Source organism: Pseudomonas sp. Root329, assembly GCF_001424925.1.
GTDB lineage: Bacteria > Pseudomonadota > Gammaproteobacteria > Pseudomonadales > Pseudomonadaceae > Aquipseudomonas > Aquipseudomonas arabinosi.
On record NZ_LMCV01000048.1, the window covers coordinates 15,961 to 40,841 of the forward strand.

Sequence of the window (24,881 nt, forward strand, 5' to 3'; positions counted from 1 at the left end):
TCGCTGACCGGTCGTCCGCTACGGAGCGCTATACTCCCCGGCTAAATTTCGAATTCGACTAATTACAAGGACTCGCCCATGAAAGCGTTCGGCAAAATCCTGGGTCTGGTACTTCTCGGGCTGTTGCTGATCATTGTGGCGCTGGGCTTTGCCCTGACCCACCTCTTTGATCCCAACGACTATAAAGACGAGATTCGCCAGATAGCCCGCGACAAGGCCCACATCGAGCTGACGCTCAATGGCGATATCGGTTGGAGCCTGTTCCCGTGGCTGGGCCTGGAATTGCACGAAGCCAGCGTCGCGACCCTGGCCAAGCCCACCGAACCGTTCGCTGATTTGCAGATGCTCGGCCTGTCGGTTCGCGTGCTGCCGCTGCTGCGCCGTGAAGTGCAGATGAGCGATGTACGCGTCGAGGGCCTGAACCTGCGCCTGACCCGCGACAAGGACGGCCACGGCAACTGGCAAGACATCGGCAAGGTACCGGTGCCGGCCACACCGGCCACACCGCCCGCAACCACTGGCGAACCAGCGACCGAGACTACCGCCCAAACGGAAAAACCGGCCCAGCCGATCCGCCTGGACATCGACAGCCTGACCGTCAACAACGCCCGCGTTGAATACAGCGACGAACAAACCGGCAAGCAATTCAGCGCCGAAAGCATCCAGCTGAGTACCGGGCCGGTGCATGACTCCACGAACATACCGGTCAAACTCACCGCGTTCCTGGGCACCAACCAGCCGGTCTTGCGTGTCCGTACCGAGCTCAATGGCGAGCTGCGTTTCGAGCGCGCACTGCAGCGCTACAAGTTCGAAGACATGAAACTCTCTGGCGAAGTGGCTGGCGATCCGCTGCAAGGCAAAACCATGACCTTCGCCGCCCAGGGCCAGTTACTGCTCGATAAAGCCGCGAACGTCGCCGAATGGACTGGCATCAAGATTTCCGCCAACCAACTGCGCGCATTGGGTGAACTGAAGGTCAACGACCTCGACAAAACCCCGCAAATCAGCGGTGGCCTGTCGATCGCCCAGTTCGATCTGGCGAAATTCGTCGACAGCATCGGCCAGAAGCTTCCGGCGATGGCTGACGGCAGCCTGAGCAAAGTCGAGTTAGTCAGCCGTCTGGCTGGCACGCCGACCAGCGTGGTGTTCGACAACATCAATCTGAAAGTCGACGACAGCACTTTCAGTGGCCGCATCGCCGTCGAGGACTTCGCCAAACAATCGCTGCGGGCGACCCTCAAGGCCGACACTTTCAACGTCGACCGTTATCTGCCACCAAAATCTGCCGAAGCCAACAGCGCCACGCAGGTGCGTCAGGCCGAAGTGGCCAGCACCGAAGCCGACGCCATGGCTGGCCCGGGCAACACCCCGCTGCCGCAAGCACCGACCAAAGACGCGTGGAGCAACGAGCGCCTGCTGCCGGTGGAACGCCTGGCCAAACTCGACGTAGACGCCGACCTCACCTTCGGTCAGTTGACCCTCGATAAATTGCCGATCCAGAACGCTGCGCTCAAAGCCACAGGCCAGGGCGGTCTGTTGACACTGGAAAGCCTTCGCGGCGACCTGTACGACGGCAACTTCGACGCCAAAGGTACGCTCGACGTGCGCCAACAGGTGCCAGCGCTGAACATGCAGACAAGCATCAGCAAAGTACCGGTGGAAAAAATCCTCGAGAGCCAGGGTAAAAATCCACCGGTCAAAGGTCTGGTGACGCTCAACAGCAACCTGACCGGCAGCGGCAACAGCCAGAAAGCGCTGATCGAAACCCTCAACGGCAACGCCAGTTTCGTCGTCAACAACGGCGTGCTGCTCAATGCCAACCTCGAACAACAGCTGTGCAAAGGCATCGCCACCCTGAACCGTAAATCCCTCAGCGGCGAGCCACGGGGCAAGGACACACCGTTCCAGGAACTCAAGGGCAACCTGACCTTCCATAACGGCGTGGCCAGCAACCCGGACCTGAAAGTGCGCATCCCGGGCATGACCGTCAACGGCGACGGTGATGTCGATCTGCGGGTGCTGGGCATGGACTACCGCGTGGGCGTTATCGTCGAAGGCGACAAGAGCGACATGCCGGACCCGGCTTGCCAGGTCGGCGAGAAGTTCGTCGGCATCGAGTGGCCCCTGCGCTGCCGTGGCCCGCTGGAACTGGGCGCCAAGGCTTGCCGCCTCGATAACGAACGCATGGGCCAGGTCGCGAGCAAACTGGCCGGCGAACGGATCGGTGAAAAAATCGACGAGAAGCTTGGCGACAAAGTCAGCCCGGAACTGAAAAACGCGCTGAAGGGGCTGTTCAAGCGATGAGAGCCGAGCAGTTTTCATCGGCGGTGCTGGACTGGTACGACCGCCACGGCCGCCACGATTTGCCCTGGCAACAAGGCATCACCCCGTATCGGGTGTGGGTCTCGGAAATCATGTTGCAGCAAACCCAGGTCAGCACGGTGCTGAACTACTTCGACCGCTTCATGACCTCGTTGCCGACGGTCGAGGCCCTGGCCGCCGCGCCGGAAGACGAGGTCCTGCACCTGTGGACGGGCCTGGGTTACTACACCCGTGCGCGCAATTTGCAGAAGACCGCGAAGATCGTCGTCGAGCAGTACGGCGGCGAGTTTCCCCGTGATGTGGAAAAGCTGGTTGATCTACCGGGCATCGGCCTGTCCACGGCCGGCGCCATCGCCAGCCTGAGCATGGGCCTGCGGGCGCCGATCCTCGACGGCAACGTCAAACGGGTGCTGGCGCGCTTTACCGCGCAAGAGGGTTATCCGGGCGAGCCAAAGGTCGCCAAACAGCTGTGGGCGAACGCTGAGCGCTTCACGCCACATGATCGGGTCAACGCCTACACCCAGGCGATGATGGATCTGGGCGCCACGCTTTGCACCCGCAGCAAGCCGAGTTGCCTGCTCTGCCCGCTCGAAAAGGGCTGCGAAGCGCACATGCTCGGCCTGGAGACGCGCTACCCGATCCCCAAACCGCGCAAAGCCGTGCCACAGAAGCGCACGCTGATGCCGATGCTCGCCAACGGCGAAGGCGCGATTCTGCTTTACCGTCGCCCTTCCACGGGCTTGTGGGGCGGTCTATGGAGCCTGCCGGAACTCGACGACCTCGACGACCTGCAACATCTGGCTTCGCAGCATTCGCTGGAGCTGGGCAGCCAACAAGCGCTGCCGAGCCTGGTACACACCTTCAGTCATTTTCAGTTGTCCATCGAACCCTGGCTGGTTCAGGTCCAGGAGGCAGGCCATCACGTGGCCGAGGCCGACTGGCTCTGGTATAACCTCGCCACCCCGCCGCGCCTGGGCCTTGCCGCCCCGGTCAAAACCTTGCTCGAACGCGCGGCCGCCGTATTGAACGCAGGAGAGTCGTCATGACCCGCACCATCATGTGCCGCAAGTACAAAGAAGAATTGCCCGCCCTGGAGCGAGCTCCATTTCCTGGCGCAAAAGGTCAGGACATTTTTGACCACGTCTCGGCCAAAGCCTGGGCAGACTGGCAAAAGCACCAGACCCTGCTGATCAACGAAAAACGCCTGAACATGATGAACGCCGAAGACCGCAAATATCTTCAGGGCGAGATGGACAAGTTCTTTTCCGGCGAGGAATACGCCAAGGCTGACGGCTACGTTCCGCCGGCTGAATAATCCCGCTTTTTCGAGGGTCGGAACGTAAGCGACGGTAATAATTAAAATTTTTTTGAAAACTTTCTTGACGACCCCCTGAAAAACCAGTTTAATGCGCCCCGTTGCCCAGATAGCTCAGTCGGTAGAGCAGGGGATTGAAAATCCCCGTGTCGGCGGTTCGATTCCGTCTCTGGGCACCAAATACCGAAAACCCTGAATCGCAAGATTCAGGGTTTTTTTATGCCTGCGATTTAGTTGATGACGTTACGCAGTCGTCGCTAGTTCTCAGTCCCCCAGTGGAAGACCAGGTTACGAGCGGCGCCGCTGCCTACATCCGCGGTATCACGCCGCACTTCACCTTTATGCGTGGCGACAACTGTGTACTTGCCTGCAGGCAGCTGAACGTAGACCAGCGGACCCGCCTCACTCAGCGTCAGCACGGGCTGCCCTTGGGCTTTCTGGATGATTACATCCACGTCGGGAACATATTCGCTCGCAGGCCCGGTGGAGAAGGTCATGTGCAGGTTGTACCCAGTGGTTTGCTGGATGGCCTTTGACTCATCCTCGCCAACACCGCCGGACAAGTAGGCGATCCCGTTTTGCTCTTGCCTCTGGACTTGCACACCTGAGCTGTCGATGGGCTCCAGACTGGCGGCCGGTGAAATGGCTGGAAACATCAACACGCCGATTGCGACGATGGGCAACATGAGTGAATGGATGTACTTCATGATGGCGACTCCCGGGCTCCACAGAGCCCTACCGTTACTCTTTTTAGATTTGTTACCGAATGTTCAAGTTTTAGATTGATTAGTACTTGAGCTCAGTGCGAATCGGACTACGTGATGTACTCCTCATGCATGGGCTGTCGTCGGCCCGGTCCTGCAAAGCAAATTCGCCTTTCCTTCCGATTTACCAGCAACGCCCGGCATCGCGGGCTATCACTCTCTTGCCATCCTCTTCCGCCTGTTTCCTTCAGCGGCGGAAAATGTCATGACCTCCCTCAAACCCGGTAACACTCAAGATCCACAAATTACTTCACTGCTCGGCAATCTTGGCGAGTTGATCCGCGAAGCGCGTCAGAAGGTATTACGAGCGGTCGATACCGTTCAGGTGCAAACCTGTTGGCAGATCGGACGGCATATTGTGGAGTTCGAGCAGGAAGGCGCTCGCCGGGCGGGTTATGGCAAGCAGCTGCTATCGACACTGGCGAAAGTACTGACGTCGGAGTTTGGGAAAGGTTTTGACGAACGCAACCTGCGATACATGCGGGACTTTTATCAGACCTTTCCAATTTGGAACGCAGTGCGTTCCGAATTGAGCTGGACCCACTACCGCAGACTGCTACGAGTCGACAACGACAACGCTCGCCACTGGTACATGAACGAATCAGCTATGCAGAACTGGTCAAGTCGCGCCCTCGAGCGCCAGATCAATACCCTCTATTACGAACGCTTGCTGGCGAGCCGCGACCGGACTGCCGTCAAACAGGAAGCCGCCACCAACATCCAGCAAATGAACGCCAGCCCTCGGGATTTCATCCGGGACCCGGTGCTACTGGAGTTTCTCGGCCTGCCCAATGCGGGCTTGATCCAGGAAAGCGAACTTGAACAAGCATTGATCAATCAACTCCAGGGCTTCCTGCTCGAATTGGGCAAAGGCTTCGCCTTCATCGCTCGCCAGCAACGCATCAGTACCGAGAGCAAAGACTTCTACATCGATCTGGTGTTCTACAACTACCTGCTCAAGTGCTTCGTCATCTTCGACCTCAAGCGCGGCGTACTGACCCACCAGGATGTCGGCCAGATGGACATGTACGTGCGCATGTACGACGACCTCAAGCGCGGACCAGAGGATGGCCCCACCGTCGGCCTCATTCTCTGCGCGCAAAAAGATGAATCGGTGGTGCGCTATTCAGTGCTGCAAGGCAACGAACAACTGTTCGCCAGTACCTACAGACTGGTACTGCCGAGCGAGGAGGAACTTCGCACAGAACTGGATCGGGAGTGGGCGGTGCTTGAGGAGCGGTTACTCAAGCAGAAGCTCCGATAAGCACGGGTGGATTGTTCATAAACGGCGCGAAGACTATGGTGACTGGCTAACCGCAAAGGTTCAAAGCCGATGAATTTGCAGGACATGCCCTCACTGGCCCCGACGCAACTTGAATTGCCGTTACCCACCGGCACACCTGGTGACTCTTTCAAGGAACCCGCCGCCGACGGTTTCATCCTTGGCGGCTTCACCTGGCGGCATGCGAATCAAGACTCGACCCGTCCCGTGGTGATCATCAACGCCGCCACCTCAGTCCGCTGTCGCCACTACTCACGCTTCGCCGATTACCTGTACGCCAACGGCTTCGACGTGATCACTTACGACTACCGTGGCATCGGCGAATCGCGACCCGCGTCGCTGAAAGGGCTTCGGGCTTCATGGTCAGATTGGGGCGCGCTGGACTTTGAGGCGATGCTCAAGCGCGCTCAGCGTGAATTCCCCGGGCAACCCATCGATGTCGTAGGCCACAGCTTTGGAGGCTGTGCAGCGGGCCTGGGAGCTTCCGGGCATATGATTCGACGTCTGGTGACCGTCGGTGCGCAATTCGCCTACTGGCGCGATTACGCGCCCGCCCATCGCTGGCGGATGTTCGGCAAGTGGCATCTGGTGATGCCGTTGATGACATTGCTGTGCGGCTACTTCCCCGGCAAACGTCTCGGCTGGCTAGAGGACACCCCCGCCGGCGTGGTTCGCGACTGGAGCATGCCCACCGCACATTACGAGAAACGCCCCAGCGGTCGCGTCCTTCACGCAAAATCCGGGCGACTGCCCTTCTCATCCGTCACCGCACAAAACCTGGCCATCAGCATCAGCGACGATCCTTACGGCACGATTCCGGCCATCGAACGGCTGCTGGGTTACTTCACCGGAGCAACGAACAGCCACCTGCGAATCGCCCCCGATGACATCGGCGAACAAGAAGTCGGACATTTCGCCTTTTTTCGTAGCGCATACCAAGCCACACTATGGCCCATTGCATTGTCCTGGTTGCAGACCGGCAAACTGGCCCCCGACACACCTGGGCGGCTAGTTCCACGCAGCTGATTGACGTGTCCATTCAACGAAATACGGAACGACGCCCATGGCCTCCGCCAACAAGCAGCAAAAACGCGCCACTCGCGCCAAAGCCAAGGCCAAGCAGAACCGCACCCAACGGGCCGCCGCGCCGGTCGAGCTGGACCCGAACGACGATCGCATCGACTTCGAATCGGTGGACCTGACCGAGCTGTTCAAGAAAATGATCGACGCTGAAAAAACCAGTCAGCAAGCCATGTGCACAGCCTTCCTCGAAGACCCGCTGCTGGAGCTGGTGTACGAGCAGGAAGGCGAAGAAGGCGCGACAGACTTCATCCTCGCGGCGTTGATCGAGTATCGCCAATGGTCCACCGAAGTCGACGAAGCCGGCGCATTGGCGTGGATCGAATCCCCGGCCTTCCAGGCTGACTACGTGGCGGCGTCCGACGCCATCGCGGCCCAAACACAACCGAAAGCGAACTGAATTTAATGGCCTCCCTGAACAAGCAACAGAAACGCGCCAAACGCGCCAAGATCAAAGCCAAGCAAATCAACATCCACGGCAGAAAACCCGCCGCACTGGACGATGACCTGGGTGAAATCGGCGAGCCGATCCCGGAATACACCCTGGCAATGTTCAGCAAAATGCGCGACGCGGAAGCCACCAGCCGCAACGACATGCTGCTGACCCTGCTATCGAACCTTGCCGGCATCATCAGCGACCATCCAGAACTGCTGGACATGGAAAACGCCGACAACGAGGCCATGGCCGCCACTCACCTGGCCGCCGACATGCTGATCGATTACCGCATGTGGGCCGACGGTATGGACCGCGACACCGCCCAGGCCTGGCTGACAGATCCGCAGTTCATCACCGACTTCGGCACGGCGCTCGACAGCTATCGCGAGTCGCTGGACGCGCAGGAAGAAAAGGCTGAGTAAACACTCGCTTCAGAAACAAAAACGGCCGTTTGTCATCACTGACAGCGGCCGTTTTTGTTTGAGAAGCCAATAACCCAAAACAATTTGACATGACCCCTCGTCAGCGGCCACGTATATCCCATTGACATATCCCTTAAGAAATCTATTCTTTTGACTCACAGCACACACAAAAACGCAGGAGGCCAAAATGGAACAGACCACCCTTTTCATGAGCAATCGAAGCCAGGCTGTCCGCCTCCCCAAAGCTGTTGCGATGCCAAGCGACGTGAAACGAGTCAACGTAGTTGCCATCGGCAGGGCTCGCATCATCACTCCCGCAGATGAAACATGGGACAGCTGGTTTGACGGGGATGGCGTGAGTGCAGATTTCATGACCGATCGTGAACAACCCGCCGATCAGGAGCGTGAGTCGTTCTGATGATCAAATACATGCTCGATACCAACATCTGCCTCTTCACCATCAAGAACAAACCGCAAATCGTCCGAGAAGCTTTCAACCGTCATAACGGGCAGCTATGCATCAGTGCCGTCACGCTGATGGAGTTGTTCTACGGCGCCGAAAAATCGGCCGCACCAGAAAAGAACCTCGCGGTGATCGAGGGTTTTGTGGCACGTCTTGAGGTCTTGCCTTTCGACAATGAAGCGGCCGCGCACACCGGCATGATTCGATCCGAGTTGGCCAAGGCCGGAACGCCTATCGGGCTCTACGACCACATGATTGCCGGCCACGCACGTTCACGCGGCTTCATAGTGATCACCAACAACCTACGAGAATTTGAACGGGTTCCAGGGCTACGCGTAGAAGACTGGGTTCACCCCGATTGAGCCAGTGCAACCGACAGAAACAAAAACGGCCGCTTGTCATCACTGACAGCGGCCGTTTTGCGTTATGCGGTACGAATCAGTTCAGCACCACCGCACCCATCTTCTGCAGCTTGCGACGACGAGCCACAAACAAACCAGCAGCCACCACCAGCAAACTCAGCAGACCGGTCGCGAGGATCTCCACGCGATGCGCTTCCTGGAACAGCATGATCGTCAGGGCCGCAACGATGAATATGATCACCGCGTAGGTCAGGGCCGGGAACAGCCACATGCTGAAAGCGATTTTCTCGCCACGTGCCATGCGCTGCTTGCGCATACGCAATTGCGAGATGGCGATCACCAGGTACACCAGCAGCGCGATAGCGCCGGAGCTGGCCAGCAGGAATTCGAACACGGCGGCCGGGGCCACGTAGTTGGCGAAAACCGCGATGAACGCAGCACCAGTGGACAACATGACGGCCCAGTACGGCGTGCCGCTCTTGTTGGTGCGCTGGGAAACGGCCGGTGCATCACCGCGCTTGCCTAGGGAGAACATCATGCGCGATGCAGTGTAGAGCGCCGAGTTCAGGCAGCTGGTCACAGCAACCAGCACCACGATGTCGACGATCAGCTTGGCATTCGGGATGCCCATGCGCTCAAGCACAGTCTGGTAAGAACCAACGCTGGCCAGGATCGGGTCGTTCCAAGGCACCAGGGCCACAACGATGAAGATCGATACAAGGTAGAACAAGCCAATCCGCCAGATCACCGAGTTGGTGGCCTTGGAGATTTGCTGGCCAGGGTTCTTCGATTCCGCGGCCGCAATGGTCACGATCTCGGTGCCCATGAAGGAAAACATGGTGGTCAGGATCGCGCCCAACACTGCGCCCATGCCGTTTGGCAGGAAGCCTTGGGTGTCGAACAGGTGCGAAACGCCGCTGACTTGGCTGTTCGGCAGGAAGCCGAAGATCGCCAGAATGCCGAGGCCAATGAAACCGATGATCGCCACGACTTTGACCAGGGCGAACCAGAATTCGAATTCACCGTAGTTCTTCACGCTGAACAGGTTCGTCACCGTCAGCAGCAAAGTGATGATCAACGTGAAGGCCCAGATCGCCACATTCGGGAACCAGGCGTGCAGGATTGTCGCGGCGGCGTTGGCTTCCAGCGGAATCACCAACACCCAGAACCACCAGTAGAGCCAGCCGATGGTGAAACCGGCCCAGTGACCGATCGCGCGATCGGCGTACGTCGAGAAGGAGCCTGTGTCTGGCGAAGCCACGGCCATTTCGCCGAGCATGCGCATCACCAGCACCACCAGCATACCGGCAGCGGCGTAGGCCAACAGCACGGCTGGGCCTGCGGCGGCGATGGCGTGGCCGGAGCCGACGAACAGGCCGGCACCGATAACCCCGGCGATCGACAGCATGGTCACATGACGCGGTTTGAGCCCCTGTTCGAGGCCATTGGAGCTTGGGGTACTGCTCATTGAAACTACCTTTGTAAGGAAAAGCGATTACGTCCACCCGGTGTGGCGTTCCTTCTCGTAAAAAGAAACCAACGGGGCGTTCCGTATTCTGCACGCAATAATTGCGCCAAAATGTTACAGAACGCCCAAGAATGGGGCTCTCCGCCGGACCGGACAGTCATCGCAAGTCATTGAGATTAATGGCAATTCGCCAGAGCGTTACCCTGCGACCCACTTTAAGAGCGAAGCGGCGCACCAGAAACACACCCAAAAATATAGCGATGCACAATAAAAGTGCGGTTTGGGAACGTTTGGCCGGTTAGCGCTTCCAACCCCCCGCCAAAGCTGGCAACATCGCGCCCTTTTTTACGGGACCCGCGGCTGTTTTGTATTTAAAAGCAGGTTCAAACGGCTGTTCGGTTGATAGCAGCGCGACAGTCTGCTGTACCGATGCGACAACCTGCCACAGCCCACCCGTTTACCGCCCGTAGCGCTGTTGGCTGCCATTCAGACGCTATGCTAGCTTGGCCGCCTCGCCAGGAAGGCCGCCAACAGCAGGAGCGAAATACTTATGAGGAACGCACATGGCTGAGGCCACGCCCGCGCTTGAAATCCGCAACTTGCACAAACGCTACGGACAGCTTGAGGTGCTCAAAGGCATCTCGCTGACCGCCCGCGACGGCGACGTGATCTCGATCCTGGGTTCTTCCGGTTCCGGCAAGTCCACCTTCCTTCGTTGCATCAACCTGTTGGAAAACCCGCATCAGGGCCAGATCCTGGTGGCCGGCGAAGAACTCAAGCTCAAAGCCGCCAAGAACGGCGAACTGGTCGCAGCCGATGGCAAGCAGATCAATCGCCTGCGCAGCGAGATCGGTTTTGTATTTCAAAACTTTAATCTCTGGCCGCACATGAGCGTGCTCGACAACATCATCGAAGCCCCGCGTCGGGTGCTCGGCCAGAGCAAAGCCGAAGCCATCGAAGTCGCCGAAGCCTTGCTGGCCAAGGTCGGCATCGCTGACAAACGCCATGCCTACCCAGCGCAACTCTCCGGCGGTCAGCAACAACGCGCGGCCATCGCCCGAACGCTGGCAATGCAGCCCAAGGTGATCCTGTTCGACGAGCCGACCTCTGCCCTTGACCCGGAAATGGTCCAGGAAGTACTTAATGTCATCCGCGCATTGGCCGAAGAAGGCCGCACCATGCTGCTGGTCACCCATGAAATGGGCTTCGCCCGTCAGGTTTCCAGCGAGGTGGTGTTCCTCCACCAGGGCCTGGTAGAAGAGCAAGGATCGCCACAGCAGGTGTTCGAAAACCCGCTTTCGGCGCGCTGCAAACAATTCATGTCCAGCAACCGCTAACGGAGCTACCCGCATGCAGAACTACAAAAAAATCTTCCTGGCTGCTGCCGTCACCCTGGCCTTCAGCGCCGGTGCCGCCGCCGAGACCTTGAAGATGGGCATCGAAGCGGCCTACCCGCCGTTCAACAACAAAGATGCCAGTGGCAATGTCGTCGGCTTCGACAAAGAAATCGGCGACGCCCTGTGCGCCAAGATGAAAGTCGAATGCACCGTGGTCACGTCCGACTGGGACGGCATCATTCCGGCCTTGAACGCCAAGAAATTCGACTTCCTGATCTCCTCGATGTCGATCACCGACGAGCGCAAGCAAGCGGTGGACTTCACCGACCCGTACTACTCCAACAAGCTGCAATTCATCGCCAAGAAAGACGTCGACTTCAAAACCGACAAGGACTCTCTGCAAGGCAAAGTGATCGGTGCACAACGTGCGACCCTCGCTGGCACCTGGCTGGAAGACAACATGGAAGGCGTTGAAGTCAAACTCTACGACACCCAGGAAAACGCCTACCTCGACCTGACCTCCGGTCGTCTGGACGGCATCCTCGCGGACAAATACGTCAACTACGAGTGGCTGAAAAGCGACGCCGGCCGTTCTTATGAGTTCAAAGGCGACCCGGTGGAAGAAAGCGACAAGATCGGTATCGCTGTACGTAAAGGCGATGAGATTCGTACGAAGCTGAACACCGCACTGAAAGAAATCGTCGCTGATGGCACCTACAAAAAGATCAACGACAAGTACTTCCCGTTCAGCATCTATTGATTCTGACCTGCCGGGCTGGCGCCGTTATTTGACGGCGCCAGTCCCTGGCATTGCCTGCCGCGATTTGAAAAGAAATCCATGACTATCGATCTCTACGGATTCGGCCCGGCGCTCGCCGCTGGTGCGCTGATGACTGTGAAACTGGCACTCTCGGCCTTGTGCCTGGGGCTGGTGCTCGGTCTGCTTGGCGCCTTGGCCAAGACTTCCCCGTACAAGCCACTGCAATGGCTTGGCGGCACTTATTCGACCCTGGTTCGCGGCATCCCTGAATTGCTCTGGGTGCTGTTGATCTACTTCGGCACGGTCAACTTGATGCGTGCCCTGGGCGAGTTCTTCGGCAACCCCGACCTCGAACTCAATGCTTTCGCCGCCGGCGTAATTGCGCTGGGGCTGTGCTTCGGCGCCTACGCCACGGAAGTGTTTCGTGGTGCAATTTTGGCTATTCCCAAAGGTCACCGCGAAGCAGGTGTGGCCTTGGGCCTGTCGAAATTCCGTATCTTCACCAAACTGATCATGCCGCAGATGTGGCGCATCGCCCTGCCCGGGCTGGGCAACCTGTTCATGATCCTGATGAAAGACACCGCGCTGGTATCAGTCATCGGCCTGGAAGAAATCATGCGTCACGCGCAAATCGGCGTGACCATATCCAAGCAACCGTTCACCTTCTATATGGTGGCCGCGTTCATGTACCTGGGCCTGACGGTTCTCGCCATGACCGGCATGTACTTCATGGAAAAACGTGCCGCTCGCGGCTTCGCGAGGAGCACCCAATGAACTGGGAAGTCATCATCAAGTGGCTGCCGAAACTGGCTCAGGGCGCGACACTGACTCTGGAACTGGTGGCCATCGCCGTGATCGCCGGTTTGCTGCTGGCAATTCCGCTGGGCATCGCGCGCTCGTCACGACTCTGGTACGTGCGGGCATTCCCCTACGGCTACATCTTCTTTTTCCGTGGCACGCCGTTGCTGGTTCAGCTGTTCCTGGTCTACTACGGCCTGGCGCAGTTCGACGCGGTCCGTAACAGCTCGATGTGGCCGTACCTGCGCGATCCGTTCTGGTGCGCCACGGCGACCATGACGTTGCACACCGCGGCCTACATCGCCGAGATCCTGCGCGGCGCGATTCAGGCGATTCCACCCGGCGAGATCGAAGCGGCGCGAGCCTTGGGCATGTCCCGGGCCAAAGCGCTGGTCTACATCATCCTGCCCCGAGCCGCGCGCATCGGTCTGCCGGCCTACAGCAACGAAGTCATCCTGATGCTCAAGGCCAGCGCCCTGGCCAGCACCGTGACTCTGCTAGAACTGACCGGCATGGCCCGCACCATCATTGCCCGGACCTACCTGCCGGTGGAGATCTTCTTCGCGGCGGGCATGTTCTATCTGTTGATGGCTTATGTGCTGGTTCGCGGCTTCAAGCTGCTGGAGCGCTGGCTGCGCGTCGATGCCTGCCAAGGGCGTTGATGCCTGCGTGCTGACGGGCGAGGCGTTACTCGCCCGTTTCGCGGCGCTGGATGCTTTTCTGATCGAGCATCAGGCGCTGTGGAAGCCTCGGCCGTTTACTCATCTGCAGCTTCCTTGGGAAGTGTCCTACCCGGAATTGGCGCGTTGGCTACGGTGTCGGTCGCTGGAAGATGCAGAAAACAGTCATAACCAACCTTATTTGCTGGATGCGCCGGAGCCTTTTGCTTCGCTGGCGGCGCTGTCCCTTGAGCTGAGCGCGGTGGGTGAACTGCCGGCGCATGCACTGGAAGCGGCCGGGCATCGATTGAATGTCGATGTGCCGGGGCGCAAGTGGCAGCAAATTGAGGCGTTTGCCAGCCGGTTGGCGTTTGTCTCTGCACCGAAACATTGGCTTGATTGGTGCTCGGGCAAGGGCCACTTGGGGCGACGGCTGCTGCAAACCGGTCAGCAGCTCACTTGCCTTGAATACGATCCTGCGCTGGTCGCCAGCGGTCAGGCACTCAGCCAGCGTCATCAATTGCATGCGCTGCATGTCGAGCAAGATGTACTCGCTGCGGATACCGCCTTTTTCCTGAATGCTGACCACACGCCCGTAGCGCTGCACGCCTGCGGCGATCTGCATGTGCGGCTGATCCAGCTCGCCAGTGCGTCTGGTTGCAAGCAACTGGCCATCGCGCCTTGCTGCTACAACCGGATCAGTCTGAGCGAGTATCAGCCGCTTTCCTCGTCGGCCAATCGCTCCGACCTACAGCTATCCCTCGAAGATCTTTCGCTACCGATGAGCGAAACCGTCACCGCTGGCGCTCGCGTCCGACGTCAGCGTGACACCTCCATGGCCCGACGCCTGGCCTTCGACCTGCTCCAGCGGCAATTGCGCGGCATTGACGAATACCTGCCCACCCCTTCCCTGCCCAGCACCTGGCTGGATAAATCCTTCGCTGATTACTGCCATCATTTGGCCGCGCTTAAAGAGTTATCCACAATCGGCTCGCAGGATTGGTCAGCACTCGAAGCCGCCGGTTGGCAGCGATTGGCCGAAGTGCGCAATCTGGAGCTGTTGCGCGGTCTTTTCCGACGCCCGTTGGAGCTTTGGCTGGTACTCGATCGAGCACTTTTCCTGTTCGAGCAAGGCTATGCCGTTCGCCTCGGCACCTTCTGCGAAACCCCGCTCACACCGCGTAACTTTCTACTCTTGGCCGAACGCCCTTAAATACGCCCAGCCTGTGGATAACTCTGTTGATGGAATTATCATGGATCCAATAAACACGCCTGTTTCGGGGTTGAAACACCACTGTTCATTTTTCGTACACATGAATAAAAAACCGGAAAAACAGGCATTTGCGAGCAAATTGAGAACCGATCCACAATTGCGCTCTTGACTGTAGGTGCCACAGGTCTGCGTTGTGCATAAGCGTTAAGCCAAAAGAACATAAACGACCTGGAAATCCTCAACTATCTTTGCAAAGCGCCAGAATTCTCTGGCATCAGGGACAGCAAGGAGCTGGGAAAACATGAGCACATTGAACAGTGCGCAGGAAGCCGTCGATACCGTCGCCAACGAAGCCATTTACGCTGCACTGCAGCAAACCTTCGCGGTGGGCGGCGCCATCATCAACAACGCAACGGGCGAAGTCATCGCCGCGCTGCACAACAACGTGCTGATGCCTTTCCCCGGCAATGGCACCACTTACTTTCTACCCCATGACCCGACCGCCCACGGCGAGCGACAGTTGGTGGACTGGTACTACGAAAACGTCGCGCCATTGAACCTGCCACCGCCCAATCAGTTGACTGTCGTCACCACGCTGGACCCGTGCGCCATGTGCGCTGGTTCACTGCTGACTGCAGGATTTAACGTCGCCGTCAGTGCGATCGATGACTACGCAGGCATCAACTACAACAGCCAGTTCACCTTTCCGTCGCTGCCGCCGCAGATCCGCCAACAGGCGCAGGACACTTGGGGTTATTACGCGATTGCGGCGCCTGTCAGCCGCGCCTATCAGGGCTCGAACAGCCCGGTGTTCGGCGGACAAACAATCGATTCGGCGGCGTATTTCCTCTGTAGTTCGATCTTCTCCGCCAGCGTCAACACCGTGCGCGAGGCCAGCAACAACAGCGGCCTGCCACCAGATCAACTGCAAAACCCGGCCAACCTGCCGGCCAACAGCAAAGTGCGCCAGGCACTGACGGCGCTCAGCCCGTTTGCACTGACCGTGCAATCGGCCAACCCACGCGACCCCGGCGCAGAACTCGCTCCGCCACTATTACAAACCGCACAGCACAGCCCGGTGTTCAACTCGGTGGCCCTCATCGATCCGTTCGGCAACCTGCTGGTGTGTCTGGGCGGCGTCGAGAACCAGTCGCCGATTCGTACAGCGTTCATGGAAACGACCCGCAACTACGCCGTCATGCGCTGGACCCTGATGAACGACCCCGACCCGGCGGTGCGCGCCCAGGCAGAGCAATACCTGACGCATCCAAAGTACGGCACCTTCGTCTTCCTCTATGCACCCGATCCCACCACACCGCAGGCCGTGATGACCTTCGGCGCGTACGGCTCGACCATGGAAGGCCCTGTGCCACAAAGCTATCCGTCCAACCTGCAATATGTGTTGTTGCCGGGCAACACCACCGCCCAAGCGTTATCGACACTGGCCCAGAACCTGCCGCCGTTCTACACGCAAAGCGTGCAAGTGGCACCCGCGCAGGTGCTGAGTCAGGACCTGATCAACGCGGTTAAAAACGGCGTGTAAGGGGCTAAAGCAATTGCACCGGTCGGCCCCGCAGAAGCATCCGCGGGGCCCGCCTGACGCCTGCGCAAAAATAGTCTGAATTCAGGGGTTTACAGAACCAACCCAATCGCTATAATCGTCGCCCAACACGCCGGTATAGCTCAGTTGGTAGAGCAACTGACTTGTAATCAGTAGGTCCCGGGTTCGACTCCTGGTGCCGGCACCATACAAAACAAAGCCCTCGTAGAAATACGAGGGCTTTGTTGTTTCTGGAACGTCCACTTTTTGTCCGCACACACTGAAACCCGTGGGAGCGAGCCTGCTCGCGATGAGTCCGCCAAACCCAACGACGATCTACTGACCAAGACAAAGGGCTGCCTTTCCAAGGTTCCAAAAACGAAGCAACCTCAACCAAACAGCATCCTTTGCCAATGATCCTCACCCACAATGGCAATCGAAGCTCCTGCCTCCCGCAACTCCACTGCCTTCATGATCTTTGTTCCATAAGTACTGTGGCGCCACTGCTCATTACCCACGCTACCGACCACCAGGTAATGCACCTTCTTACTCACACCGCCCCCAATCAAACCACCTCGTTCTTCGACCAGCGCCTGACAATCCTTACGCGGCCCAAAGGCCATGACACCCGTAAATACAAACATCCGGCCATCCCACACCAAATCAGGGGCCGGTAAATTGAAGGGAAGGTCCGTAGGAGCAACGGCAACAGCACCGCCGACCTTCGCTCCCTCAATGCCCACTCCAGAAAAACCACGCAGAATGTTAAGCAGCTCCAGGGACTCATCCTTGTCTAGAGCATTGTCCTGAAGCATGCACGCCAAACGCGAATACAGCAGATTGATCACCGGATCGTTCAGATGCGCGAGATTGTTTTCCAACCATTGCTTTAGAAAAACCGCTTCCGTGACGTTCACAACACCATCGGCCGTAATACCAGCGGCCAACCCGACCAAGGCATCGGCGGCGCGTCGATCGATTCGGGCGCGGTTGAAAAATTTGCTGCTCTCAAACTCGTGGTGTAGGTCCATTACGGGTTTTCCCTGAGGTGGTTACTAGCTCGATACCGAAGCATTAGCAAGTAGATGTTGTGTTCAACGCTAGCACCACTGCGCGCCGACACCCCATTTTTAATCAGGAAAATAGATCCGTCCCCTTTCCTGCTTTGCCATGCCAGATACCTCCGCCGGCACGCATCCATTCGACACCACCGTAACCGATCGTCCCTTCCCCATTATCCGAATCGTTAGCGCACACGGCCTTCTGTAAAAACCGTCACGGTGGCTATGCCCGAATGGGGATGCAAAGGCATGCTCTCCATCGCATGGATAGCATCTCCACTGACGTCAAAGATGTCGAGGAACACGAAGGACTTGAGAGTCTGACCCAGATCAGAAGGACTCATCAGGCGTGTAATAGGCCCATGACCTACCGTTCCTCGCGTGTACTGTGCAATACGCCGGAACAGACTCGTATCAAGGTTGGTTGAGGAGGTGGTCATGGTTTCGATTCCCGTAAAGTCAGGCTTGCATTGGACGGATGAGGTTCAAGATGCCGACGCGGTGGAGCCAGGCGATACTCGCCGTGATCAGCAGCAGCGCGATTGCCGGTACGGGGCTACCGCCAATAACGGACAGATGGGTGAAAATAGCAAAGCACATGGTGATCGCGAGCAGCAGACCGCCCAGTCCGGCGGTGACGGGTATCAGTAGGGCGATAGCACCCGTTACTTCGACCAGTCCCGTCACGGTCCGGAACCACTGACCCAAGCCAATATGTTCGAAGAACTCGACCTCATTGGCACGCGGAAGCTTGGTTGCTCATAGTAGTGTTCTCTTTAGAGGGGTCAGAGCCGAACGAGGACAGAGTTAGTATGGGGGACAGCGCACTGGCCAAAAATAAATCCCCCCTTGCCCTGACTGTTTAAACCCCGGCAATGGCTTCGCGCACGAAGTCTTCATAGGTGCGCAGCGGGTGCCCAATGATGGCCTCTAGCCGGTCCACTGTTCCGTCAGCCGCTTGCATGCCGAACTTCTGGATACCTGCCATCATCAGGCGCATGTCATAAGCCAACCAGGTGGGACCGTACGAAGCTAGTTGTCCTTCGAAGGCCGCTACATCGTCACCACCGTAGGCAATGTCGCGACCCAGGGCGGAGCTCCAGATCTTCGCCACGGACGCACCGGTAAGTACCTGCGGGCCGACCAACTCCAGCGTTACACGATCAAGAGCTGAAGATGCCTTGTCGCGTCGCAGCAGCTCTGCCACGGCGACATCAGCAATATCGCGCGCATCAATCATCGAGACGCCCGCCGCGCCGATTGGCATCGGGTATACCGAGTAGTTCTGAATCGTCTGCTGGACCATGCGTTCGTTTTGCATGAAGTAAGCCGGACGCAGAATGGTTGCGGGGATGTCGAGGCTTTCGATCATGCGTTCAACCGTATGTTTGCCGGTGAAGTGCGGAACATTGGTGAACTTGTCGGCGTGAATCACCGACAGGTAAACGATACGCTCGATGCCAGCCTCCTGAGCGAGGTTCAGCGTGATGAGGGCTTGCGTCACCTCATCGGGCGTAACGGCGTTGAGCAGGAACAGCGTCCGCACCGACGACAGCGCGACGCGCATCGACGGTACATCGGTGAGGTCTGCGACAACTTCAGTGACGCCAGCCGGGAAGTCCCGCTTACCCGATTGGCGCACTAGGGCTTTGACCTCGGCGCCCGCGTTGGCAAGGCCCTGAGTGATGAGTGAACCAATGGTACCCGTGGCGCCAATAACGAGAATGCTCATTTTTGAATCTCCTACAGTGGATATTTTGGGTGGATCAGCGAGAGCAGTCCGCAACGACCTTGCCAGTCCGTGAAGCGCTGCGATTACGTTCGATGGCCTCAGGGATGTCGGTGAAGCCGACGACCTTGCCGATCCTGGACTGCAGCGTGCCGCTGGCGATTTCCTGGGCCAGCGTCTCCAGAAGTTCGGGATCAGGTTTGTTCATGAACCATAGGCCTCGGCAATTTGCCGGTGTGCGCGTCAGAATGTCGGGGGATGACGTGCCGACAATGACGCCGTTCTGAGTCAGCACTTGCCAAGAGCGATCCAGTACCTCACCCCCGACGTAGTCGAGCACCAGGTCAATGTCCTGGACGACGTCCTCGAAACGTTGGGATTGATAGTCGATGACATGATCCGCGCCGAGGTTGCGCACATAATCCAGGTCAGCCGTGCCCGCAGTTGCGAAGACCTCGGCGGCAGCCCGCTTGGCGTACTGCACGGCATAGGCGCCCAGCGCACCCGCCGCGCCATGAATAAGGATTCGCTGGCCTGGGTGAATCGGCCCTGCGTAATGAAGACTCTTCCAGGCTGCGACGGCGGCTACGGGAATCGCGGCAGCCTGGACGTCATCCAGGTTTTCAGGCGTAAGGGAAAGACTCGCTTCACTGACGGTCACGAATTCAGCGTACGCGCCCAGCCCTCCCACCGCGCCCATGACGCGATCGCCAACACGAAAGCGAGAGGCGCCGGGACCGACAGCCTCGACAACCCCCGCCATTTCAGCGCCCAGCACTATTGGCAATGGAAGCGGGAAAGCATTTCGCACATGGCCTTCGCGAACCTTCCAATCGATGCCGTTCACGCCAGCGGCTCGAACTCGAACCAGAACCTGGCCGTGCCCTGGTTCCTGCTTTTCGATCTCGGCCACTTCCGCGGCGTCAGCGCCGCCGTATGCCTGGACCAGTACAGCGCGTTGCAGGGTGTTCATTGCAGTTCCTCGTATCGAGTTCCGATGACGAGAAGATATGCTGTTGCGCAGGTAAAGCGGAGACACCAAAATGCAGACACTTCGTTTCAAAAGTGGAACACCATGAACCTGAACGCTCTGATCGATTTCACGCTCGTCGCGACGAATGAGGGGCTCGGAAAGGCGAGCCGTGCGAGCGGCATATCCAAAGCAACCTTATCGCGCCGAATCTCCGACCTTGAGGAGCAACTGGGCGTGAGGCTGATCGAGCGCAGCGCTCGCGGCCTGAAGCTCACCGAAGCCGGCGAAATGCTGATGGCTCGAACAGAAGGTCCGTTGGGCGAGGTGGCTGAAGCCATGACGGCGGCCCGTGAGGGCGTTTCGACGCCGCGCGGACGCTTGCGTGTCGCTGCCCCAGTCCTGTTCTCCCAGCTTGCAATGGGCCGCATTGGCGCCGAATTCTGTGCCGCCTACCCGGAGGTCGAAATCGAAGTCGTGGCGGAGGATCGCCTGGTCGACCTGGTCGAGGAACACTATGACGTCGCCATTCGGATCAACCCGAGCCCCGACAGCAGTTTGGTCGGCCGCTGCTTCGCCAAGGACCGGTTGGTTGTAGTGGCGGCGCCTGAAGTACCTAAGCCAATGACCGGCGCGATCAGACCAGTTCCTAGCATCGTGGCTTTGAATTTCCAGCCCACTCACTGGAAACTCGATGGAGGACACTTGGTTCTGGAGCCGATTCCAAAGCTGCGGTTCTCTTCGTTACTGATGATCCGCGATGCTGCTATTGCTGGCGGTGGTGCAGCCCTCATTCCACAGTCCATAGCATGGAACCAGCTTGCCCGTGGCGAGTTGGTCCAGTGGGGCACGGTATCGGGTGTAGAACCCGAGCTCTGGGTCTTGCACACGTCCAGGCGTCTGGCTGCTCCGAAGGTTCGCGCATTTGTCGATTTCATGTGCGCTAAATACCCGGACTTGTCTCTGGTCCTAAAGGGATAGAGGACCGTTCACCAGTCTCAGGTATTGATTCGAACGTCCGGTTATGGCCGCCTGCTGCCTATCGCCACGGGCAGCTTTTGGCGGATTCCTGCCTATTCTCTACGGATGGGATGATCGAGAACGTTCGAATTCAGGAGGTTTACCATTCCGTATGCGGCTCTTAATTACTTGCAGACCGATAACGTGCCGACATCTAAAAAATCCCGAGTTCGATTCCACAGAACGCCATAACTAGCTGATTTATATATAGTTACTAGTTTTGGTACGCCGAATTTTCCAACGAACTCCAGGCGCCCGAGAAACCTAGTCTCGCCGAAACATACCGTTCGTCTGGTGCCGCACCATACAAAACAAAGCCCTCGTAGAAATACGAGGGCTTTGTTGTTTCCGGGGTTTGAGTTTCTATGCCCCGAGGGTTTCGATCAGTCGAACTCCGTCGATTCCGAAAGGTGCTCCCAAGCGTCGATTTCCGCCTGAAGGTGCGCAATCTTTTCGCGCACCAGCCTCACAGCATCCTTACCCAGTAGCAGATGAACCGGCGGCTTTTCAGCAGCCACCAGAGTCAGCAACGCTTGCGCCGCCTTGTGCGGATCACCGGTCTGCTTGCCACTCTTTTCTTCACGCGCCTTGCGGACCGGATCGAACACCGCGTCGTACTCACCCAGTGTGCGACCCGAACGGATCATCGAGCGGCCTGCCCATTCGGTACGAAACGAGCCCGGCGCCAAAGCGGTCACGTGGATGCCCAGACTTTCCACCTCTTTGGCCAGCGCTTCACTCACGCCTTCGAGGGCGAATTTGCTGCCGCTGTAGTAGGCGATGCCCGGCAAGGTGATGAAGCCGGCCATGGAGGTGATGTTGACGATATGCCCGCTGCGCCGCTCACGCATACCGGGCAGAACCGCCTTGATCATTGCCACCGCGCCAAACACATTAACGTCGAACTGGCGCTGCATCTCCGTCAGAGGTGACTCTTCGAGGATGCCCTCATGACCATAACCGGCGTTGTTCACCAACACATCGATCTGCCCCACCTCGCGCAGAATATCGGTCACCAGCGGTTCGATCACCGGAAAATCGGTGACATCGAGCACGAATGCTTTAGCGTGATGGGCGTCCAGCGCTTCGAACGCAGCACGCTCGGATTCGCGCCGCACCGTCCCCACCACCGTGTGCCCCGCCGCCAGTGCAGCTTGCGAAAAAGCCAGGCCGAAGCCTGAACTGACTCCGGTGATCAGGAAAACCTTGTGGAAGTGGATGGTCATGGTGTGCTCTCCAATGAAAACGCCGTCGACATTGATCGACGGCGCTTCGGACAAGTAAGGTCTTAGTGACCGGCGCTCTGCCCACCATCAACGTGCAGGATCTCGCCGGTGACAAAGTTGGCGCTGTCCAGATACACGACCGCCTGAGCAATGTCGCTGATCTCGCCCATGCGCCCGACCGGGTGCAGATTGCCCAGCGCTTCATGAGTTTCCTCGCCATGCATTGGCGTCTTGATGATGCCGGGGCTGACCGCGTTCACACGAATCCCGCGCTTGGCGTATTCGATGGCCAGGGATTTGGTCGCCGCGTTCAGGCCACCTTTGGTCAACGACGCCAGTACCGATGGCACACCGTCAATGGCGTGGTCCACCAGGCTGGTGGTGATGCTGACGACGTGGCCGCTGCCTTGTTTTTCCATCTCGGTGATCGCGAGTTGGGTGATGTAGAAAAAGCCATTCAGGTTTACCGACAACACGGCGGCGTAGTCTTCCGGGGTGTAAGCGGTGAACGGCTTGGCAACGAAGATCCCGGCGTTGTTGACCAGGGTGTCGATGCGACCAAAACGTGCGATGGCTTCACGGATGACTTGCTGGGCGACTTCCGGGTTGCCGATGTCGCCCGCCACGGTGAGGATGTCCGGGTCGGTGGACGGTTTGATCGAACGCGAAGTGGCGACAACTTGGTAATCCAGATCACGGAACGCCTTGACCATGCCTGCGCCGAGACCTTGGGAGGCGCCAGTAATAACGATGACTTTCTTCGAATTGCTCATGATGAACCTCAACTAATAAATGATGGTTTGAAAAAGTAAGTAATCAGGCTTCGGCGGGGGCCGTCGCCATTTGTCTCAACATCTGTTCGTAGTACTCGACCGACTGCGAACCGGACACCAGGTGACGACCGTTCAGCACCATGGCCGGAACCGAATTGATGCCGCGCTGGCGGTAAAACTCTTCAAGCTCACGCACTTCCTTGGCGAACGCTCCGGACGCCAACACCTCTTGCGCAGCCACCGCACCCAGTCCCGCTTCAGCAGCCAGACCCACCAGCGTCTCGCGATCGCTCGGGTTCTGGCCGTCGGTGAAATAAGCGCGCAGCAGGATTTTCTTCAGTGCGACCTGCCGCCCTTCCTTCAACGCCCACATCAACAACCGGTGAGCATCAAACGTGTTGTAGAAGTGGCTACGCTTCTCCAGATCGAACTTGAAACCGATGGCCGCGCCACGTTCGATCTGCATCGCCTTACCGGCGGCGACGTCTTCGGCGGTTCGTCCATACTTGCGCATCAAATGCTCGACCGCTTTTTCCCCGACTGCCGGCATGTCCGGGTTCAACTCGAAGGGCTTGTAGGTCAGCTCGACCGACACTTCACCGGCCACGTTTTCAATGGCCTGCCCCAGCGCCGTCGCACCCAACGCGCACCACGGGCACACCACGTCGGAGATGAAATCGATGGAGACCGACGCGGTCATGACTGCCCCTCCGCCTCAGCCAGCTGCTTGCGGTACTGGGTGGTGGTGATGCCGGCGTAGCCCCAGTTATCGGTGTCGACTTCTTCGATCACGATGTGGGTCAGGTGCGGATCTTTTTTGAGGACGCGTTCCAGGGTTTCAGTGATTTCGGCGATCACCTGAGCTTTCTGCTCAGAGGTAACGCCATCGCGGGTGATGCGTACGCTTACGAAAGGCATGAGGAATCTCCAAGTGACCTTCCCTTCGGAATGAATGGGTAGGCGTTGGAGTTCAATGTAGGGAGTTAGCTGGAGGGGATAAAGGTGGGGGCGGGAACATCATTAGTTACGTGGTGTAATGGGTTGTATCTCGCAGACACAATACGTTTGCATCGAAAACGATCAATCGACTAGCCTGCGCTTATCGCAAATTTTAGATAACTCAAAGGAGGGAGGCGTTCATGGCAATTCAATTTTTCGACAGCCCATTCCATGCCACGCATGACAGCGAAGTCGCTAGCAAAAAAGCGTTGAAGATGGAGCTATCGATATTCATCACTGACTACATCAAAACCCTGGGCCTCAAACAAAGTGAGGCTGCAGCCAGGTTGGGCGTGACCCAATCACGCGTCTCAGAACTCACCACTGGCAAGATCGAGAAATTTACGATCGATGCAATGATGGACATGCTGGATAAACTCGGCTTTCGAACGACTTTTACCTTGCCGTCCAACGATGGCGGGGCTTTGCCTCTGATCGTAATTTCACAAGCTAACGCCTGCTAGACGTTGTGCGATTTTGCAGTAGGACTCAGCCCCTTCTGATGTAGTCCGTCTTGTTACGTGTCGCTTTTTTTCACTTTCAGCGACACGTTATTAGAACGTGTCGCTGGAGACGACATACGCGAGTCGATGCGTTCCTTCGTTAACGGCCTCCCCTCAGCGATTCGAAGCGCTTGGCTCTCATTCATTTCGCGTACAGATTCCAGCAAATACTTTTGAAACTTATCCAATTCAATGTCCATTCCTGATGTCTCCTTCAGCAAGTCGGCAAGGCCATCAGCACGCCTTCTTCAAATTATGAAAATTATGACTGACCAATAATTAATGCCCAGCCATAAAAATCACTAAAACCCTTCAACCCACGCCACCACCTAGCCACGATTGCGCATCCTCCCCCCTCCAGCTACCTTCAACCCGTCGC

At 57.9% G+C, this 24,881-nt stretch carries 28 protein-coding genes, 2 tRNA genes and 1 pseudogene; 19 read left to right on the plus strand and 12 right to left on the minus strand.

Features of this window, described 5'->3' with window-relative positions; genetic code table 11:
- Positions 1 to 78 precede the first annotated feature (78 nt).
- From ASC74_RS26725 to ASC74_RS26740, 4 genes are all read left to right on the plus strand, one after another.
- Positions 79 to 2,304 (plus strand): AsmA family protein, encoded by a 2,226-nt coding sequence (locus ASC74_RS26725; protein ID WP_056745491.1) that lies wholly within the window; start codon positions 79 to 81, stop codon positions 2,302 to 2,304.
- On the plus strand, positions 2,301 to 3,368 hold the full coding sequence (mutY, locus tag ASC74_RS26730) for an A/G-specific adenine glycosylase (protein ID WP_056745493.1): 1,068 nt from the start codon (positions 2,301 to 2,303) through the stop codon (positions 3,366 to 3,368). Before ASC74_RS26725 ends, mutY begins: the two co-directional genes overlap by 4 nt.
- Entirely contained in the window at positions 3,365 to 3,637 is a 273-nt protein-coding gene (locus tag ASC74_RS26735; RefSeq protein WP_008149405.1) for an oxidative damage protection protein, read from the plus strand. Before mutY ends, ASC74_RS26735 begins: the two co-directional genes overlap by 4 nt.
- Positions 3,638 to 3,740: 103 nt before the next feature.
- Positions 3,741 to 3,816: transfer RNA gene (locus ASC74_RS26740), tRNA-Phe, on the plus strand.
- Positions 3,817 to 3,894: 78 nt separating this feature from the next.
- Here ASC74_RS26740 and ASC74_RS26745 read toward each other — a convergent pair.
- Complete coding sequence (locus ASC74_RS26745) at positions 3,895 to 4,344, minus strand: hypothetical protein (RefSeq protein WP_056745494.1); 450 nt, start codon at positions 4,342 to 4,344, stop codon at positions 3,895 to 3,897.
- A gap of 262 nt (positions 4,345 to 4,606) precedes the next feature.
- On the opposite strand from ASC74_RS26745, the gene ASC74_RS26750 reads away from it, so the two are divergent.
- From ASC74_RS26750 to vapC, 6 genes are all read left to right on the plus strand, one after another.
- Entirely contained in the window at positions 4,607 to 5,665 is a 1,059-nt protein-coding gene (locus ASC74_RS26750) for a PDDEXK nuclease domain-containing protein (protein ID WP_056745496.1), read from the plus strand.
- 69 nt (positions 5,666 to 5,734) lie between these two features.
- Positions 5,735 to 6,709: an alpha/beta hydrolase family protein gene (locus tag ASC74_RS26755; RefSeq protein ID WP_056745499.1), complete on the plus strand. Its 975-nt coding sequence runs from the start codon at positions 5,735 to 5,737 to the stop codon at positions 6,707 to 6,709.
- Between the two features lie 37 nt (positions 6,710 to 6,746).
- Positions 6,747 to 7,163 (plus strand): hypothetical protein, encoded by a 417-nt coding sequence (locus ASC74_RS26760; protein ID WP_056745501.1) that lies wholly within the window; start codon positions 6,747 to 6,749, stop codon positions 7,161 to 7,163.
- A gap of 5 nt (positions 7,164 to 7,168) precedes the next feature.
- Entirely contained in the window at positions 7,169 to 7,621 is a 453-nt protein-coding gene (locus ASC74_RS26765) for a hypothetical protein (RefSeq protein WP_046045548.1), read from the plus strand.
- Positions 7,622 to 7,808: 187 nt separating this feature from the next.
- Positions 7,809 to 8,039 (plus strand): type II toxin-antitoxin system VapB family antitoxin, encoded by a 231-nt coding sequence (vapB, locus tag ASC74_RS26770; RefSeq protein WP_033058311.1) that lies wholly within the window; start codon positions 7,809 to 7,811, stop codon positions 8,037 to 8,039.
- Positions 8,039 to 8,446 (plus strand): type II toxin-antitoxin system tRNA(fMet)-specific endonuclease VapC, encoded by a 408-nt coding sequence (gene vapC / locus ASC74_RS26775; RefSeq protein WP_056745503.1) that lies wholly within the window; start codon positions 8,039 to 8,041, stop codon positions 8,444 to 8,446. Before vapB ends, vapC begins: the two co-directional genes overlap by 1 nt.
- Positions 8,447 to 8,522: 76 nt before the next feature.
- On the opposite strand, the gene gabP is transcribed toward vapC, so the two are convergent.
- On the minus strand, positions 8,523 to 9,914 hold the full coding sequence (gene gabP, locus ASC74_RS26780) for a GABA permease (RefSeq protein WP_056745505.1): 1,392 nt from the start codon (positions 9,912 to 9,914) through the stop codon (positions 8,523 to 8,525).
- A 563-nt stretch (positions 9,915 to 10,477) separates the two neighbouring features.
- On the opposite strand from gabP, the gene ASC74_RS26785 reads away from it, so the two are divergent.
- The 7 genes from ASC74_RS26785 to ASC74_RS26815 all read left to right on the plus strand — a co-directional run bounded on the left by ASC74_RS26785 (position 10,478) and on the right by ASC74_RS26815 (position 16,429).
- Positions 10,478 to 11,251 (plus strand): ABC transporter ATP-binding protein, encoded by a 774-nt coding sequence (locus ASC74_RS26785; RefSeq protein WP_007897462.1) that lies wholly within the window; start codon positions 10,478 to 10,480, stop codon positions 11,249 to 11,251.
- 13 nt (positions 11,252 to 11,264) lie between these two features.
- Positions 11,265 to 12,011 carry an ABC transporter substrate-binding protein gene (locus ASC74_RS26790; protein ID WP_056745507.1) on the plus strand — a complete coding sequence of 249 codons (747 nt, stop codon included), beginning with the start codon at positions 11,265 to 11,267 and terminating at the stop codon, positions 12,009 to 12,011.
- Positions 12,012 to 12,089: 78 nt separating this feature from the next.
- Entirely contained in the window at positions 12,090 to 12,785 is a 696-nt protein-coding gene (locus tag ASC74_RS26795; protein ID WP_046045544.1) for an ABC transporter permease, read from the plus strand.
- The gene (locus ASC74_RS26800; RefSeq protein ID WP_046045543.1) at positions 12,782 to 13,471 is read left to right on the plus strand and encodes an ABC transporter permease; all 690 of its coding nucleotides are present in this window, start codon (positions 12,782 to 12,784) and stop codon (positions 13,469 to 13,471) included. The genes ASC74_RS26795 and ASC74_RS26800 overlap by 4 nt, the downstream gene beginning before the upstream one ends.
- Positions 13,452 to 14,681 (plus strand): methyltransferase, encoded by a 1,230-nt coding sequence (locus tag ASC74_RS26805; protein ID WP_056745509.1) that lies wholly within the window; start codon positions 13,452 to 13,454, stop codon positions 14,679 to 14,681. Before ASC74_RS26800 ends, ASC74_RS26805 begins: the two co-directional genes overlap by 20 nt.
- Positions 14,682 to 14,982: 301 nt before the next feature.
- Positions 14,983 to 16,224, plus strand: a complete 1,242-nt coding sequence (locus tag ASC74_RS26810; RefSeq protein WP_056745511.1) for a nucleoside deaminase — start codon at positions 14,983 to 14,985, stop codon at positions 16,222 to 16,224.
- Positions 16,225 to 16,353: 129 nt separating this feature from the next.
- Positions 16,354 to 16,429: transfer RNA gene (locus ASC74_RS26815), tRNA-Thr, on the plus strand.
- A 181-nt stretch (positions 16,430 to 16,610) separates the two neighbouring features.
- Here ASC74_RS26815 and ASC74_RS26820 read toward each other — a convergent pair.
- The 5 genes and pseudogenes from ASC74_RS26820 to ASC74_RS26840 all read right to left on the minus strand — a co-directional run bounded on the left by ASC74_RS26820 (position 16,611) and on the right by ASC74_RS26840 (position 19,984).
- Positions 16,611 to 17,252, minus strand: a complete 642-nt coding sequence (locus ASC74_RS26820) for a BRCT domain-containing protein (protein WP_056745514.1) — start codon at positions 17,250 to 17,252, stop codon at positions 16,611 to 16,613.
- Positions 17,253 to 17,467: 215 nt separating this feature from the next.
- Complete coding sequence (locus ASC74_RS26825; RefSeq protein ID WP_330219789.1) at positions 17,468 to 17,722, minus strand: pirin family protein; 255 nt, start codon at positions 17,720 to 17,722, stop codon at positions 17,468 to 17,470.
- A 19-nt stretch (positions 17,723 to 17,741) separates the two neighbouring features.
- Positions 17,742 to 18,008 (minus strand): annotated as a pseudogene (locus tag ASC74_RS26830) (DoxX family protein); the annotation flags it as partial.
- A gap of 136 nt (positions 18,009 to 18,144) precedes the next feature.
- On the minus strand, positions 18,145 to 19,014 hold the full coding sequence (locus tag ASC74_RS26835; RefSeq protein WP_056745515.1) for an NmrA/HSCARG family protein: 870 nt from the start codon (positions 19,012 to 19,014) through the stop codon (positions 18,145 to 18,147).
- Positions 19,015 to 19,048: 34 nt separating this feature from the next.
- Entirely contained in the window at positions 19,049 to 19,984 is a 936-nt protein-coding gene (locus ASC74_RS26840) for an NADP-dependent oxidoreductase (protein ID WP_056745517.1), read from the minus strand.
- Between the two features lie 102 nt (positions 19,985 to 20,086).
- Here ASC74_RS26840 and ASC74_RS26845 point away from each other — a divergent pair, with 102 nt between their 5' ends.
- Positions 20,087 to 20,962 carry a LysR family transcriptional regulator gene (locus ASC74_RS26845; RefSeq protein WP_056745793.1) on the plus strand — a complete coding sequence of 292 codons (876 nt, stop codon included), beginning with the start codon at positions 20,087 to 20,089 and terminating at the stop codon, positions 20,960 to 20,962.
- A gap of 422 nt (positions 20,963 to 21,384) precedes the next feature.
- Here ASC74_RS26845 and ASC74_RS26850 read toward each other — a convergent pair whose 3' ends face one another.
- The 4 genes from ASC74_RS26850 to ASC74_RS26865 all read right to left on the minus strand — a co-directional run bounded on the left by ASC74_RS26850 (position 21,385) and on the right by ASC74_RS26865 (position 23,918).
- A complete protein-coding gene (locus ASC74_RS26850; RefSeq protein ID WP_056745519.1) occupies positions 21,385 to 22,227 on the minus strand; it encodes an oxidoreductase in 843 nt (280 codons plus the stop codon).
- A gap of 62 nt (positions 22,228 to 22,289) precedes the next feature.
- A complete protein-coding gene (locus ASC74_RS26855) occupies positions 22,290 to 23,000 on the minus strand; it encodes an SDR family NAD(P)-dependent oxidoreductase (protein ID WP_056745521.1) in 711 nt (236 codons plus the stop codon).
- 43 nt (positions 23,001 to 23,043) lie between these two features.
- The gene (locus ASC74_RS26860; RefSeq protein ID WP_056745523.1) at positions 23,044 to 23,700 is read right to left on the minus strand and encodes a DsbA family oxidoreductase; all 657 of its coding nucleotides are present in this window, start codon (positions 23,698 to 23,700) and stop codon (positions 23,044 to 23,046) included.
- Positions 23,697 to 23,918, minus strand: a complete 222-nt coding sequence (locus tag ASC74_RS26865) for a tautomerase family protein (RefSeq protein WP_056745525.1) — start codon at positions 23,916 to 23,918, stop codon at positions 23,697 to 23,699. Before ASC74_RS26865 ends, ASC74_RS26860 begins: the two co-directional genes overlap by 4 nt.
- Before the next feature lie 221 nt (positions 23,919 to 24,139).
- Between ASC74_RS26865 and ASC74_RS26870 the strand changes: the two genes are divergently transcribed.
- Positions 24,140 to 24,463 carry a helix-turn-helix domain-containing protein gene (locus ASC74_RS26870; RefSeq protein WP_056745526.1) on the plus strand — a complete coding sequence of 108 codons (324 nt, stop codon included), beginning with the start codon at positions 24,140 to 24,142 and terminating at the stop codon, positions 24,461 to 24,463.
- A gap of 53 nt (positions 24,464 to 24,516) precedes the next feature.
- Here the strand turns inward: ASC74_RS26870 and ASC74_RS26875 are convergent, their stop codons facing one another.
- On the minus strand, positions 24,517 to 24,702 hold the full coding sequence (locus tag ASC74_RS26875) for a hypothetical protein (RefSeq protein WP_056745528.1): 186 nt from the start codon (positions 24,700 to 24,702) through the stop codon (positions 24,517 to 24,519).
- Positions 24,703 to 24,881 lie beyond the last annotated feature (179 nt).